At 63.1% G+C, this 14,564-nt stretch carries 15 protein-coding genes; 8 read left to right on the top strand and 7 right to left on the bottom strand.

Annotated elements, in window-relative coordinates; translation table 11 throughout:
• Positions 1 to 140 precede the first annotated feature (140 nt).
• Both motB and motA read right to left on the bottom strand, forming a co-directional pair.
• A complete protein-coding gene (motB, locus tag H6X51_RS10460; protein WP_185267480.1) occupies positions 141 to 1,184 on the bottom strand; it encodes a flagellar motor protein MotB in 1,044 nt (347 codons plus the stop codon).
• Positions 1,185 to 1,187: 3 nt separating this feature from the next.
• Entirely contained in the window at positions 1,188 to 2,042 is an 855-nt protein-coding gene (gene motA / locus H6X51_RS10455) for a flagellar motor stator protein MotA (RefSeq protein WP_185267479.1), read from the bottom strand.
• Between the two features lie 204 nt (positions 2,043 to 2,246).
• Here motA and H6X51_RS10450 point away from each other — a divergent pair, with 204 nt between their 5' ends.
• Together H6X51_RS10450 and asd are read left to right on the top strand one after the other, a co-directional pair.
• A complete protein-coding gene (locus tag H6X51_RS10450; RefSeq protein WP_185267478.1) occupies positions 2,247 to 3,056 on the top strand; it encodes a rhodanese-like domain-containing protein in 810 nt (269 codons plus the stop codon).
• Positions 3,057 to 3,068: 12 nt separating this feature from the next.
• Positions 3,069 to 3,923: an archaetidylserine decarboxylase gene (gene asd, locus H6X51_RS10445; RefSeq protein ID WP_185267477.1), complete on the top strand. Its 855-nt coding sequence runs from the start codon at positions 3,069 to 3,071 to the stop codon at positions 3,921 to 3,923.
• Positions 3,924 to 4,187: 264 nt separating this feature from the next.
• Here the strand turns inward: asd and groL are convergent, their stop codons facing one another.
• From groL to H6X51_RS10430, 3 genes are all read right to left on the bottom strand, one after another.
• Positions 4,188 to 5,831 (bottom strand): chaperonin GroEL, encoded by a 1,644-nt coding sequence (groL, locus tag H6X51_RS10440; RefSeq protein WP_185267476.1) that lies wholly within the window; start codon positions 5,829 to 5,831, stop codon positions 4,188 to 4,190.
• 46 nt (positions 5,832 to 5,877) lie between these two features.
• Positions 5,878 to 6,171 carry a co-chaperone GroES gene (locus H6X51_RS10435; protein WP_105643190.1) on the bottom strand — a complete coding sequence of 98 codons (294 nt, stop codon included), beginning with the start codon at positions 6,169 to 6,171 and terminating at the stop codon, positions 5,878 to 5,880.
• Positions 6,172 to 6,360: 189 nt separating this feature from the next.
• Positions 6,361 to 6,813 carry an FxsA family protein gene (locus H6X51_RS10430; RefSeq protein ID WP_185267475.1) on the bottom strand — a complete coding sequence of 151 codons (453 nt, stop codon included), beginning with the start codon at positions 6,811 to 6,813 and terminating at the stop codon, positions 6,361 to 6,363.
• A gap of 206 nt (positions 6,814 to 7,019) precedes the next feature.
• Here H6X51_RS10430 and H6X51_RS10425 point away from each other — a divergent pair, with 206 nt between their 5' ends.
• Positions 7,020 to 7,778, top strand: a complete 759-nt coding sequence (locus H6X51_RS10425) for an SDR family oxidoreductase (RefSeq protein WP_185267474.1) — start codon at positions 7,020 to 7,022, stop codon at positions 7,776 to 7,778.
• Positions 7,779 to 7,842: 64 nt separating this feature from the next.
• Here the strand turns inward: H6X51_RS10425 and H6X51_RS10420 are convergent, their stop codons facing one another.
• Positions 7,843 to 8,853, bottom strand: a complete 1,011-nt coding sequence (locus tag H6X51_RS10420) for a DUF481 domain-containing protein (protein ID WP_185267473.1) — start codon at positions 8,851 to 8,853, stop codon at positions 7,843 to 7,845.
• 43 nt (positions 8,854 to 8,896) lie between these two features.
• On the opposite strand from H6X51_RS10420, the gene H6X51_RS10415 reads away from it, so the two are divergent.
• Together H6X51_RS10415 and H6X51_RS10410 are read left to right on the top strand one after the other, a co-directional pair.
• Positions 8,897 to 9,244 carry an MGMT family protein gene (locus H6X51_RS10415; RefSeq protein ID WP_185267472.1) on the top strand — a complete coding sequence of 116 codons (348 nt, stop codon included), beginning with the start codon at positions 8,897 to 8,899 and terminating at the stop codon, positions 9,242 to 9,244.
• A 13-nt stretch (positions 9,245 to 9,257) separates the two neighbouring features.
• Positions 9,258 to 10,622, top strand: a complete 1,365-nt coding sequence (locus tag H6X51_RS10410; protein ID WP_185267471.1) for an AmpG family muropeptide MFS transporter — start codon at positions 9,258 to 9,260, stop codon at positions 10,620 to 10,622.
• Between the two features lie 202 nt (positions 10,623 to 10,824).
• Here H6X51_RS10410 and H6X51_RS10405 read toward each other — a convergent pair whose 3' ends face one another.
• On the bottom strand, positions 10,825 to 11,310 hold the full coding sequence (locus tag H6X51_RS10405) for a YajQ family cyclic di-GMP-binding protein (protein ID WP_185267470.1): 486 nt from the start codon (positions 11,308 to 11,310) through the stop codon (positions 10,825 to 10,827).
• 111 nt (positions 11,311 to 11,421) lie between these two features.
• Here H6X51_RS10405 and H6X51_RS10400 point away from each other — a divergent pair, with 111 nt between their 5' ends.
• From H6X51_RS10400 to H6X51_RS10390, 3 genes are all read left to right on the top strand, one after another.
• The gene (locus H6X51_RS10400; RefSeq protein WP_185267469.1) at positions 11,422 to 12,387 is read left to right on the top strand and encodes a GGDEF domain-containing response regulator; all 966 of its coding nucleotides are present in this window, start codon (positions 11,422 to 11,424) and stop codon (positions 12,385 to 12,387) included.
• A complete protein-coding gene (locus H6X51_RS10395) occupies positions 12,380 to 13,306 on the top strand; it encodes a 2-dehydropantoate 2-reductase (RefSeq protein WP_185267468.1) in 927 nt (308 codons plus the stop codon). The genes H6X51_RS10400 and H6X51_RS10395 overlap by 8 nt, the downstream gene beginning before the upstream one ends.
• A 336-nt stretch (positions 13,307 to 13,642) precedes the next feature.
• Positions 13,643 to 14,209, top strand: coding sequence for a cob(I)yrinic acid a,c-diamide adenosyltransferase (locus H6X51_RS10390; RefSeq protein WP_185267467.1), 567 nt, complete (start codon positions 13,643 to 13,645; stop codon positions 14,207 to 14,209).
• The last annotated feature ends 355 nt before the right edge of the window (positions 14,210 to 14,564 follow it).

Here is a 14,564-nt window from a genome sequence, read left to right as displayed (position 1 = left end):
TGGTGTCGCATGAGGGGCGATTTCTTGGGTCGAGCTTGGGGAGCTGGTGGGGGCGTGGATCGCGGCGAGGCGCCGCTCCTACAGGCAGCGAGTATCGTCTGCGATCAGGCGCAGCGCAGGCGCGTACACCCCCAGGGGGCTTACAGTCCCTGTTGCAGGGGCTGGCTGGAGTCATCGAACAGGTTTCGCGGGCGCTCCGGTTGGGTGGCTGGTTCGCTGTCGCTGGTGGGCGCCGAATCCGCGGATGGTGACGGTACCTCCGGTTCCGTATCGGCGCCCTCCCCCGGCTCGACGCTCTCGGCAGGACCGGCCGTGCCACCGACATCCCGCAACATGGCCTGCTCGGCGCGCCGGTTCATCACCACGATATCGATCCGGCGGTTGATCGGATTCAGCGGGTTGGCGCCATCGAACAGTGCCGAGTCGGCGTAGCCAACCACCCGCGCCACCTGCTGCACGGGATAACCGGCGGCCTCCAGGGTGCGCCGTGCGGCATTGGCCCGCTGTGCCGACAGTTCCCAGTTGCCATAGTCACGGCGCCCGACATACGGCATGGCGTCGGTATGGCCGCTGATGCTGATCTTCTTCGGCACTTTGGCAATGGTGTCGCTGAGCGCCAGCAGGATATCCTCGAAATAGGGCTGCAGGTCCGGGCTGCCGCTGGCGAACATCGGGCGGTTTTCCGCATCGACGATCTGGATGCGCAGCCCCTCCATGGTGAACTCCATGAGAATCTGCTCGCGGAAACGCTGCAGTACCGGCTCGGTTTCAATCTTGTTCTGCAATTCCTGCAGCAGCAGGTCTAGCTCGCGCAGCTCCAGCATGTCCGGCAACGGATCGGGTTGCGACTGCATGGGCGAGTCGTCGAGCTGGGGCTGTGTGGGCAGCGGTGGCTGCTCGATATCCGCCGCCGGTTCGTTGAGCGTGCGCTGCGGCGCCGGGGTCGGCGAGCCGCCGAGGTCAATCGGATGACGACTGCCACCATCGAAATTGATCGGGTCCTTGAAGTACTCGGAGACCATCTTCAGCTGTTCCGGCGTGGCCACGGTCACCAGCCACATCACCAGGAAGAACGCCATCATGGCGATGGCGAAGTCGGCGAAGGCGATTTTCCAGGAGCCGCCGTGGTGACCGCCGGCCTTGCGGCTGACCCGTTTGACGATAATCGGTTGTTCGCTGCTCACCGATCAGCGCCCCTTGACCGAGGATTCCAGCTCGGTGAAGCTCGGACGTTGCGCGGACAACAGGGCCTTGCGGCCGAACTCCACCGCCAGTGCCGGCGGCAGCCCCTGGGCACTGGCCACCAGGCACATCTTGATCGCCTCGTAGGTATTGGCCTCTTCGGTGGCCTCATGCTCCATCGCCGCGCTGAACGGGCCGACGAAGCCATAGGCCGCGAGAATACCGAGAAAGGTACCGACCAGGGCGGTGCCGACCTTCTCGCCGATCATGGCATTGTCCGCCTCGCCGAGAATGCTCATGGTCACCACGATCCCCAGCACCGCAGCGACGATCCCGAACCCCGGCAGCGCATCGGCAACCCGGTTCAGGGCATGCGATGGCCCGCCCAGCTCCTCGGTGAGGGTGGATATCTCCACATCGAACAGGGCTTCCAGCTCATGCGGCGCCATGGTGCCAGTGGACATGATGCGCAGGTAGTCGCAGATGAAGGCGGTCATGCCCTGGTCCTTGAGGATCGCCGGATACTTGCTGAAGATCGGGCTTTCCTGTGGCTCCTCGATATCCGCCTCGATCGCCATCATGCCTTCGCGGCGGCTCTTGTTGAGAATCTCGTACAGCAGTCCGAGCACGTCCAGGTAGAAGGGTTTGTTGAAGCGGTGGCCGAAGAAGATCACCGGGATCTTGCCGAATACCTTCTTCACCGTATCCATATTGTTGGCCACCAGGAAGGCACCCAGCGCGGCGCCGCCGATGATGACGATTTCGAATGGATGCCACAGGGCTGCGAGCATACCTCCGGACAGCATGAACCCACCCAGCACACTGGCCAGAACGACGATGTAACCCGCAATTTTCAACATATGGACAAATGATCTCCAGCTAACCAGGCACAGCAACTCGGTCGCTTTCGCGTTATAGTCTGCATTTCGAATCGCCGGTAACGACAATGTGGCACCTTCACTGTCTCCCGCTATCGGCCGCGTTTCGCAAATCCTGAGCGAGATTATAGCGCCAGTTGCCGCTTCGCCGGCAGTGGCGCGTCAATCATCTGACTGGAACAGGCCATGAATGATATTTTTTTGCCACTACTGCTGGAGCCCAGCCAGTTGCCGGCACAACTCGATCCCGCCCAGGTGCGCCTGGTCGACCTGAGCAAGTCCGAACAGTACCTGGCCGGGCATATCCCCGGTGCAGTACACCTGGCCCCCGGCAGCATCACCGCGCCGGCGCCGAGGCCAGGACTGCTGCCGGACCTGCAGAGCCTGCAGCAGATCCTTGGCGGCCTGGGCCATCATGCCGACCTGCACTACATCGTCTACGACGATGAAGGCGGCGGCTGGGCCGGGCGTTTCATCTGGCTGCTGGACAGCGTCGGTCATCCGCATTATAGCTACCTCAATGGTGGCCTGCGGGCCTGGCAGGCCGAGGGGCGGCCACTGGAACAGCAGGTCAACCAGGCAGAGCCGACCCAGCCGAGCCTGAGCATCGACCCCAGCCATAGCATCGACCTGGATACCCTGATGGCCGACCTGGACAACCCCGACCGGGTGATCTGGGATGCCCGCTCACCGGCCGAACACCGGGGCGAGAAGGTGCTGGCTGCCAAGGGCGGTCACATCCCCGGCGCCATCAACTTCGAGTGGACCGCCGGCATGGACCCGCAGCGCGGGCTGCGCCTGCGTGATGACCTGGCCGATCAACTGCGCGCCCTGGGTATCGTCCCGGAACGTGAGGTGGTCACCCACTGCCAGACCCACCACCGCTCCGGCTTCACCTATCTGGCCGCGAAAATCCTCGGTTACCCCCGGGTCAGGGCCTATGCCGGCTCCTGGTCCGAGTGGGGCAACCACCCCGATACCCCCGTAGAACTCTGAGGCTGTTACCGCATGCGCGATCGTCTGTTCATCACTTCGCAGTACCTGCTGCCGCAACATCTGCTGTCACGCCTGGCCGGCGGCCTGGCCAACTGCACCTGGAGCTGGGTGAAGAACCCCTTCATCAACTGGTTCGTCAAACGCTACCAGGTCGACATGAGCCAGGCGCTGGAGCCGGACCCGACCGCCTATCGCTGTTTCAATGATTTCTTCACCCGCGCCCTGCTGCCCGACGCCCGGCCGCTGGACGATGGCGCGGCCAGCATCCTGTGCCCGGCCGATGGCGCCATCAGCCAACTGGGCAAGATCGAGCATGGCCGTATCTTCCAGGCCAAGGGCCAGAGCTTCAGCGTGCTGGAGCTGCTGGGCGGCAATCCACAGCATGCCGAGCTGTTCCAGGGCGGCCAGTTTGCCACCGTGTACCTGTCGCCCAGTGACTACCACCGGGTGCACATGCCGCTGGCTGGCACCCTGCGCGACATGATCTATGTCCCCGGCAAGCTGTTCTCAGTCAACCAGAGCACCGCGGAGAACGTGCCCGAGCTGTTCGCCCGCAACGAGCGGGTGGTCTGCCTGTTCGATACCGAGGCCGGCCCGATGGCAGTGGTGCTGGTCGGAGCGATGATAGTCGCGTCGGTGGAGACGGTATGGGCTGGCCTGGTCGCCCCGCCGCGCCGGCAATTGCGCAGCGAGCAGTACGGCACCAGCGCGCCGCAGCTCGAACGCGGCGCGGAAATGGGTCGTTTCAAGCTCGGCTCCACCGCCATAGTGTTGTTCGGCCCGGGCCGTGCCCGCTGGGACGAACACCTGGGCGCGGGCAGCCTGGTACGCATGGGTCAGAAGATGGGTGAGAAGCTGGCTGGCTAGCCCACCTGCGCTACAACAGCACCGCAACGGCTGGGAGCTGTCGGCGAGCAGGCGCTCGCCAACCCCAGGAAGCCCCGGGGTGTAGCGCCCCGGTCCGCGCTCGGGCGCTACGCCAGCATGGCAACGGCTGAGAGCTATCGGCGAGCACGCGCTCGCCAACCCCAGGGGAAACCTGCCCGCCTTCCTGACTGGCAAGCAACAAAAAACCCCGGTACGGATATCCGTACCGGGGTTTTGACTGGCGTGGTTAGCCGGGTCGGCTGATTACATCATGCCGCCCATGCCACCCATACCACCCATGCCGCTCATGTCAGGCATGGCCGGCTTCTCTTCCGGCAGCTCGGCAATCATGGCCTGGGTAGTGATCATCAGGCTGGCTACGGACGAGGCAGCCTGCAGCGCGCTGCGGGTCACCTTGGCCGGGTCCAGGATACCCATTTCGATCATGTCGCCATACTCGCCGGTAGCGGCGTTGTAGCCGTAGTTGCCTTCGCCGGCACGTACGGTCTGCAGTACCACGGCAGCTTCTTCACCAGCGTTGGTGACGATCTGGCGCAGCGGCGCTTCGATGGCGCGGCGCAGCAGCTTGATACCGACGTTCTGGTCTTCGTTGTCACCGGTCAGGTTCTCGAAGGCCACCAGGGTACGTACCAGGGCCACACCACCGCCAGGTACCACGCCTTCTTCAACGGCAGCGCGAGTAGCGTGCAGCGCGTCTTCAACGCGGTGCTTCTTCTCTTTCATTTCCACTTCGGTAGCGGCGCCGACCTTGATTACCGCAACACCGCCAGCCAGCTTGGCCAGACGCTCCTGCAGTTTTTCCTTGTCGTAGTCGGAAGTGGTTTCTTCAACCTGCTTGCGGATCTGCGCAACGCGGGCTTCGATATCAGCCTGGGCACCAGCACCGTCGATCACGGTGGAGTTGTCCTTGTTGATCTGTACGCGCTTGGCCTGACCCAGGTGCTCCAGGGTAGTGGTTTCCAGGCTCATGCCGACTTCTTCGCTGATCACGGTACCGCCGGTGAGGATGGCGATGTCCTGCAGCATGGCCTTGCGACGATCACCGAAGCCCGGCGCCTTGACCGCAGCGACCTTGACGATGCCACGCATGTTGTTGACCACCAGAGTAGCCAGCGCTTCGCCTTCGACGTCTTCGGCAACGATCATCAGCGGACGACCGGCCTTGGCGACGGCTTCCAGTACCGGCAGCATTTCGCGGATGTTGGAGATCTTCTTGTCGACCAGAAGGATGTACGGGTTGTCCAGTTCGGCGGACATGGTTTCCGGCTTGTTGACGAAGTACGGGGACAGGTAGCCGCGGTCGAACTGCATGCCTTCAACAACGGACAGTTCGTTATCCAGACCGGAACCTTCCTCGACGGTGATCACGCCTTCCTTGCCAACGCGGTCCATGGCTTCGGCAATGATGTTGCCGATGGAGTCGTCGGAGTTGGCGGAGATGGTGCCTACCTGGGCGATGGCCTTGGAGTCGGCGCAGGGCTTGGACAGGTTCTTCAGCTCGGCAACCACAGCGGCAGTAGCCTTGTCGATACCGCGCTTCAGATCCATCGGGTTCATGCCGGCGGCAACGGCTTTCAGACCTTCGGTAACGATGGCCTGGGCCAGTACGGTGGCGGTGGTGGTGCCGTCACCGGCGTCGTCGTTGGCACGGGAGGCAACGTCCTTGACCAGTTGCGCGCCCATGTTCTCGAAGCGATCCTTCAGCTCGATTTCCTTGGCCACGGAAACGCCGTCCTTGGTGATCAGCGGCGCGCCGAAGCTGCGCTCGATCAGGACGTTGCGGCCCTTCGGCCCCAGGGTGGACTTGACCGCGTCGGCCAGGACATTGACACCAGCCAGCATCTTGTTGCGCGCGGAAACATCGAACAATACTTCTTTAGCAGCCATTTTCACTTTCCTTCAAATGAATTCGTTGAGGATCAACTGGCGGGGCTCAGCCTTCCAGGACACCGTAGATTTCGGATTCGCTCATCATCAGCAGTTCTTCGCCATCGATCTTGATGGTGCTGCTGCCGGAATAGGGTCCGAAAACCACTTTGTCACCTTCCTTCACGGCCAGGGGACGTACCTCACCATTGTCCAGCAGGCGCCCGGTACCAACAGCAATCACCACGCCGGTATTCGGTTTTTCTGCTGCAGAGCCAGGCAGAACGATACCGCCAGCGGTTTTTGTTTCTTCTTCGCTGCGACGAACGACTACGCGATCGTGTAACGGACGGATTTTCATCGTTTTGAGTCTCCCAATAGTATGCAAATGGCCGGCTGTCCGGCATTCCAAGTTAAATCAGGCTTTTCAGCCCGAAGGACGCCATCTCGCGTCCTTGTCCAACACAGGCCCCCACACGGGTGCCTGTAAAACGGGTGCTTCCTTGTATGGGGGCCGGGGAAATCTTTTCAAGGCCCGGGTGGAAAATTTTTATCCTCTGTCCAGCCGGCGGTCCGGATCGGGGCGCGGCGGCTCACCGGCCTGCCATTCACCCTCGATGATGGTGTACTCGCCACGCCGGTACGTGCGCGGGCCGTCCTGGTCATCGGGACCGGAGCCGCCACCGCGGTGCAGCAAGGCCATGATCAGGCAGGGAATCGCCAGCACATCGCTGACCAGGCCCGGGAAGGCGATCAGCACCCCGGCCAGCACGCCCCACATGCCCGACTTGAGTACCCGGAACGGGCTGCGGTTGCTGACCATCTGCTGCTGCAGGCGCTGCAGCATGCCCCAGCCGTTGCGCTGGATCAGTACCAGCCCCAGCACACCGGTGACGAGAACCCACAGCAGGGTCCAGCCCACCCCGACTTCCTGGCCGAGCAGAATCAGGCTGGTCAGCTCGATCAGGGGAAATGCCAACAGCAATATGCGCAACAGCGGCATGCAAACCTCATGGATTGGTGCAAAGTTCCTATATGGGATCACCAGCGGGCGCTTTCAAGCCCCGCCCGGAGCAGAACGCCAGCCTGGCGGCAGGTCAGCCGGTGACCGATATCTATTGTCAGGTATTCATAATATTCGCCAGATGTTGCATTCTTGCAGCCTTTCCAACCTTCCCAGAACAATCGACAACCATGAGGAATGCCCGAATGCAATTGAAAGACAGCGTGATTATCGTGACCGGCGGCGGCCAGGGTCTGGGGCGGGCAATGGCCGAATACCTGGCCGGGCGCGGTGCTCGCCTGGCCCTGGTGGACCTGGGCCAGGAACGCCTGGACGAAGCGGTTGCCGCCTGTCAGGCGGCGGGCGGCGAGGCCCGTGCCTACGTCTGCAATATCGCCAACGAGGAACAGGTGACCGATATGGTCAGCCGGGTGGCGAACGACTTCGGCACCATCAACGGCCTGATCAACAATGCCGGCATCCTGCGTGACGGCCTGCTGCTGAAAGTCAGGGACGGCGAGATCCAGAAGATGAGCCTGAACCAGTGGCAGTCGGTGATCGACGTCAATCTGACCGGCGTATTCCTCGGTACCCGCGAAGTGGCGGCGAAGATGATCGAGCTGGGCAGCAAGGGCCTGATTCTGAACATCTCCTCGATCTCCCGCGCCGGCAACATGGGCCAGTCCAACTATTCCGCCGCCAAGGCCGGGGTCGCCGCACTGACCGTGGTCTGGGCCAAGGAGCTGGCGCGCTACGGTATTCGCGTGGCCGGTATCGCACCGGGCTTCATCGAGACCGAGATGACCAGCAGCATGAAGCCCGAAGCACTGGAGAAGATGACCGCCGGCATCCCGCTGCGGCGCATGGGCAAGCCCGAGGAAATCGCCCACTCGGCGGCCTACCTGTTCGAGAACGACTACTACAGCGGACGGATTCTGGAGCTGGACGGCGGCCTGCGCCTCTGAGGCTGCCGGAGGTGTAGTGTCCTGCTCACATGACCAGGCACTACCCCCCCTGATCGAGACCTGGTCACCAGTTGACGCCAAGCCCCAGCTTGTAGCGGGTCTCGTTCAGGCTCTTTTCATCCGAGCTGCTGACATAGTCCCATTCGGTGCTCAGGCTCAGCGATGCCCAGCTGTTGAGCAGGTAGCGCAGGCCAAGCTCGGCATCCACCATGTAGTTCACGTTGTCACTGTAGGGCACGATGGTTTCGGCGTTGTGCACCAGCTGGAAGCGCTTGCCGAACAGGTAGCGCCGGTAGTCCCAGTTCAGGCCCAGGCCGTTGGTCCGGCTGTCCGAGCCATCGCGACCGTCCATGCGCAGATGCTCGAAGCGGGCCGAGGTCTCGAAACGGCCCAGGGCGTTGTTCCACCATTCGTAACCCGGACCGGAACCGATCTGTATCTGCCGCTCCACATCGCCGATATGGTCCCGCTGGTAGCTGACACGGTTCTGCCAGAACCACTGATCGGCGAAGAACCAGCTCAGCGCATAGTCCATCTCCCACCAGTGCCGGCTCTTGACGTCATTGCGATAGTCACGCTCGAATTCACTGGACAGCACATGCCGCCAATCGCCATGGCGCGCCTCGGTGGTGACATCGATATCCAGGTCGCGCTTCTTCGATGCGGTATTGTCCAGCTCCAGTGCCAGGCTCGCGCGCCCATCCCAGACCCAATCCTCGATCACCGGCTGCGGCTCCATGATCTGCCGCAGGTTGCTGATGGCCATGGGCAGTGGCGGGGTCTCGCCATTGACCAGCAGGATCTGCCCTTGCTGTTCCGAGGCTTGAATGCGGCGGGCGCGCTTAGTATCGTCGCTGGTCTTGATCAGCAACGGACCATCGCTCTCCAGGGTACGGATGCGTTTGACATCCACCGCCACCTGGCCGGCGACTTCGGTATGGAAGATCAGCTTGTTGCCTTCCATCAGCTCGATGCGGCCGGTCAGGCGATCGCCGTTATCCAGCCACAGGGTGTCGGCAACGGCAGGTAACACGAACAACAGTGGCAATAGTGCCAGCAAACGTGGAATAGACATGGGTAAAACATCCGCAAATTGAATAGAACCAGAGACATTATCCATGATTGAACGTTCCACCGCTGACAAATCACCCGCCAGCGATCCCCGCCGGGAGATGCTCTGGCAAGTGCTAGCGGCGATCCCGCCCGGGCGGGTCAGCAGTTACGGGCGACTGGCACAACTGGCCGGCCTGGGGCGCGGCGCACGGCTGGTCGGACGCTGGCTGGGCCAGTTGCCGGACGACACCAGCCTGCCCTGGCACCGGGTACTGAACAGCCAGGGGCAACTGTCACTGCCGGCAGACAGCCCCTCTGGCCAGGAACAATATCAGCGCCTGCTTGCCGAAGGTGTCATCATTCGCAACCGCCGCGTAAACATGGCCCGCTACGGCTGGCCCGACTCCCTGTAATGATGATCCAGCCATGAATGACGACACTAGCGCAACACCAGCACGCGAGGGCTGGAAGGTCTACCTCAAACCCCGCGTGCTCGGCATGCTGTTTCTGGGTTTCTCCGCCGGCCTGCCACTGCTGCTGGTCGGCGGCACTTTCAGCGCCTGGCTGCGTGACCTGGGCATCGAACTGGCGGCGATCGGCTTTCTCAGCTGGGTCGGCATGGCGCATTCGATCAAGGTGCTGTGGGCTCCGCTGATCGACCGCGCGCCGCTGCCGCTACTCAGCCGGCTGCTGGGTCGCCGCCGGGCCTGGATGCTGTTGGCGCAACTGGTGATTGCCGGCGCCCTGCTCGGCATGGCGCTTACCGATCCACGGGAAAACCTCACCCTGGTGGCGCTCTGGGCCGTGTTGGCGGCGTTCGGCTCGGCCACCCAGGACGTGGCGATCGACGCCTACCGGGTCGAAGCCGAAGCCCGCCACCGCCAGGCCGCCATGGCCGCCACCTATGTCACCGGCTATCGTGTGGCGATCCTGGCCGCCGGGGCCGGCGCACTGCACCTGGCCTCGATCGACAGCTGGACCCTGGCCTATGCCAGCATGGCGTTGCTGATGGGCGTGGGGGTAGTGACCACGCTGGTGATCGCCGAGCCAACAGTGGCAGTCAGCGCCTCGACCCTGCATTTCGAGCAGCGGGTCGCCGACTATCTGGACCGCACCCGGCACGCCGGCTGGCGGCGGCATCTCACCGCCTGGTTCATCGGCGCCATCGTCTGCCCCTTCGCCGAGTTCTTCCAACGCTATGGCAAGGCCGCACTGCTGATCCTGGCGTTCGTCGCCACCTTCCGTATCAGCGATATCTTCATGGGCGTGATGGCCAACCCCTTCTATCTCGACCTGGGTTTCAGCAAGGCGCAGATCGCCAATATCGCCGCGGCCTTCGGCCTGGGCATGACCCTGCTCGGCGCGGCGCTGGGTGGGCTGCTGGTGGCACGCTTCGGCATTGCACCGATCCTGCTGCTGACCGCCTTCATGGCCCCGGCGACCAACCTGATGTTCGCCTGGCTGGCGTTTATCGGCGCCGAGCCCTACGGCCTGGTGATGGCGATCATCGCCGACAACATCACCGGCGGGCTGGCCATCTCGGTATTCATCGCCTACCTGTCGAGCCTGACCAATACCGCCTACACTGCCACCCAGTACGCCCTGTTCAGTTCGTTGATGACCTTGCCGGGGCAGTTCGCCGCCGGCTTCACCGGGGTACTGGCAGCCCACCTGGGCTGGGTGCATTTCTTCATGGTGACGGCGCTGACCGGGCTGCCGGCAATCGTGCTCGCGGCGCTGTTGATCCGCTATGCCCACCCCGACCGGGTGCGTCGGCCGGGGATTGATTGAGGTGCTGGCGAGGGCGCTGGCGTAGCGCAGGCGCGCTACACCCCCAAAACCGCCACACCAGCCGGGTTGTCGAGCGCCTGCTCGACGACGCAGCGGCTCGGAGGCCGCAGGCGTAGCGCGGGGGCGCTACACCCCGAACGTATCCGCCTGGGTTGTCGAGCGCCTCGGGCCGCGATCGGACTCGACGACAGCGCTGGTCAACTCAATCGCGGAAGTTGTTGAACTGCAGCGGCATCTCCAGATTCGCCGAGCGCAGCAGGGCCATGGTTTCCTGCAAATCGTCACGCTTCTTGCCGGTCACTCGCACCTGCTCGCCCTGGATCGCCGCTTGCACCTTGACCTTGGACTCCTTGATCCTGGCCACGATCTTCTTCGCCAGCGCCTGATCGATCCCCTCGCGCAACTGTACTTCCTGCTTCACCTGCTTGCCGGAAGCATAAGCGTCCTTCACCTCCATGCACTGGATATCGATCTTGCGCTTGGTCAGGCTCAACCGCAGGATGTCCAGCAGTTGCTCCAGCTGGAAATCGGCCTCGGCGGTGAGAGTGACCGTCAGCGCCTTGTCGTTGAACTCGAAGTTGCCCTTGCCCTTCAGGTCGTAGCGGCGATCGAGTTCCTTCATGGCATTATCGACAGCGTTGGTTACTTCGTGCTTGTCCAGCTCGGACACCACATCAAAGGACGGCATGGCTTGACCTCAAATAAACATGATATTTATGAACGGTATGGCAGAACATCGGGCTGACGTCATGGCATTATACCGGCATCAGTTAAAAAACATGCAGCAGGGAGCTCAGACATGCCCAACCCCCAACTCAGCATAATGGTGGTGGACGATACCAAGTTCAGCAGCGCCGTCATAGGCCATGCCTTGTCCCAGGCGGGGTATACGGATATCCGCTTCGCCAGTTCCGCCATGGCCGCGCTGGCCATGCACGAGGAGCGCGCCGCCAGCGTCATGGTCGCCGACTGGTTGATGCCCGAGATGGATGGGTTGCAACTGACCACCCGCATTCGCCAGCGCGATGAACAGACCAATCACTATACCTACGTCATGCTGCTGACCGCCCGGGAAGGCGACAATGTGCTTGGCGAGGCGTTCGACCGCGGGGTGGATGACTTCATCAGCAAGTCGGCAATGAGCGAACAACTGCTGCCGCGCATCTATGCCGCCGACCGCATCACCCACCTGATCAATCGCCTGCTCGAGGAAAACCGCCTGCTGGCCAGCAATAATGCGCAGCTCGAAGAGCACAACCAGGTCGACAGCCTGACCGCGCTGGGCAACCGTCGCTATCTGCAACAGCGCCTGGAAGATGCCCTGCAACGCGTGGAATCGCGTGGCGGCTTCTGTTCCCTGCTGGTGCTGGGCATCCAGAATTTCGAGGAAATGGGCAGCCGCTTTGGCGAGGCCGTGCAGCAGGAACTGCTCAAGGGCATCGCCCGTCGTCTGCAGCAACTGGTCCGGCCGATGGATGTGACCGCCCGCATTGGTCCTGATACCTTCGCTATCTGCACCGTCGGTGACAATGCCGATGACTGCAAGCCCAACAGCTTTCGCCGCCTGCATGACGGCCTGAATCTCAAGGCGTTCAAGACCAGCGAGGGTTACCTGTCGGTGCGTGCCGGCATGTCACTGAGCACCCTGACCAAGCACGATCCGCAGGTCAGCGCCGAGCACCTGCTGCAACAGGTCGAGCAGCACCTGAGCCAGGCCTACGCCACCAACCTGATCACCGAAGTGCGGATGCCACAACTTGTCTGAGACATTGTACATACTCGGCGCCGGCAGCCTGGGATTGCTCTGGGCCACTCGCTGTGCACACGCCGGCATCGACTGCCGGCTGATCCTGCGCACGCCCCGGGCCCTGCGGGACTGGCACAGCGGTCAGGACCAACTGCTGCTGGAGCAACAGGGCCGGAGCCAGAGTATCCATGTCCCGGCCGAGCTGGCCGGAGCCAGCCAGCAGCCGATCCAGCGACTGGTCATCGCCACCAAGGCCTGGGCCGTGACCGAGGCGCTGGACAGCGTAGCGCCGCGCCTGGCTGCCGACAGCCAGCTGCTGCTGTTGCAGAACGGCCTGGGCAGCCAGCAGGCGGTGCGCGCGCGCCTGACATCGCAACGGGTGCTGTATGCCAGCGTCACCGATGGTGCCTGGAAGCGGGCGGCCAATCATGTGGTCTGGGCCGGCGTCGGCCGGACACTGGTCGGTGATCCGCAGCAGCAACCGGCCCCCGACTGGCTGGCACTGCTCGACCTTGCCGGTATCGACTGGCACTGGGAGCCGCAGATCATGCCGGTGCTGTGGCTGAAACTGGCAGTCAATTGCGCCATCAATCCCATCACCGCGTTGCACGACTGCGTCAATGGCGAGGTAGCCGAGCGGGCCGGCGCCTCCTTCGCCCCGTTGCTGGCCGAACTGCACGCACTGCTCGCCAGCCAGGGCGTGATCCTGCCCCTGGCCGAGCTGCGCCAGCGCATCCTGGAGGTGATCCAGGCCACTGCCGCCAACAGCTCCTCCATGCGCCAGGACCTACGGGCGCGGCGGCGCACCGAGATCGACTTCATCCTCGGCCACGCCTGCCGCACCGCCCGCCAGGCTGGCCTGGCCACCCCGGTACTGGACTCCCTGTACCGGCAGTTGCAAAACCGCCTGGCCGAACTGGGCCTGCCGACCTGCTGACCTTTCATCGCAAGCCGCACCAGCACCCTGCCCCAGGGCTCCGCCATCCTTCGGACAACCCCATCATTCCTAATGCAACCCGTCACCCTTAACGTAACCCGTTATCCTTAACGCAACTCCCGTCATCCTTAACGCAACTCCGTCATCCTTCGCGAAGGCGAAGGATCCACCGACCACTCCGAGTCAACCGGAACACTGGATCCTCGGCCTGCGCCGAGGATGACGTGGTCTGTGGTTTGTGGCTTGCGGCTTGCGGCTTGCGGCTTGCGGCTTGCGGCTTGTAGCTTGTAGCCCGCACCTGCGCTAGTCTGGCATCTTTTCCGCAGGAGATCGGCCATGGGCTACCGCTTGAGCAAACTCTACACCCGTACCGGCGATGCCGGCACCACCGGTCTGGCCGATGGCAGTCGGGTCGGCAAGGACAGCCCGCGCATCGAGGCCATGGGCGCGGTGGATGAGCTGAACAGTTGCATTGGCGTACTGCTGGCGGGGTTGACCAGCACTGCCTTGCAGCCGGTGCATGTCGCGCTGGCGCCGGTCCAGCACAGGTTGTTCGATATCGGTGGCGAGCTGGCCATTCCCGGGGTCAACATTATCGAGGCGGCGGACGTGACCGAATTGGAGACGCTGATCGACGGCTTCAACGCCGAGCTGCCGCCGCTGAAGGAGTTCATCCTGCCCGGCGGATCACTGCAGATTGCCCAGGCGCATCTGGCGCGCAGTGTCTGCCGCCGGGCCGAACGCCGCTACCAGACCCTGGCCGGCAAAGAAACCATCAATCCGCAGGCGCTGGCCTACCTTAACCGCCTGTCCGATCTGTTGTTCGTTACGGCCCGCAGCATTGCGCGCCTGGATAGTACTGCCGAGGTGCTGTGGCAACCCAAGCCAAAGCCGGCCCAATAGTAGTCTGACAGAGCGCTCGCGGCGGGGCGCCGCTCCCATCCAACATCGGGTTGTCGAGCCCCTGCTCGACGACGCTGTGGCTCAGAGGTCGCAGGCGTAGCGCGGGGGCGCTACACCCCGAAACCCACACTGCACCCAACCGGGCTGTCGAGCACATCGGGCCACGATCAGATTCGACGACGCGATGGCTCAGAAGTCGCAGGCGCGCTACACCCCACTTCGTGCCGCTCCAACAGGTTGTGTGTTGGGCTGAGACTGGGCGCGGCCTCCCAGCCTGGTGTGGGAGATTCTATGGTTCCAGGCAACCCTCAACCTGATGTTTTTGGTTGATAGGCTGTCTGGTGCTGCATCAGTG

Source organism: Halopseudomonas xiamenensis, assembly GCF_014219065.1.
In the GTDB taxonomy this organism is placed as follows: Bacteria; Pseudomonadota; Gammaproteobacteria; order Pseudomonadales; family Pseudomonadaceae; genus Halopseudomonas; species Halopseudomonas xiamenensis.
Note: the sequence above shows the minus strand (reverse complement) of the source record. Positions and strands in the feature narration are given on the sequence as shown.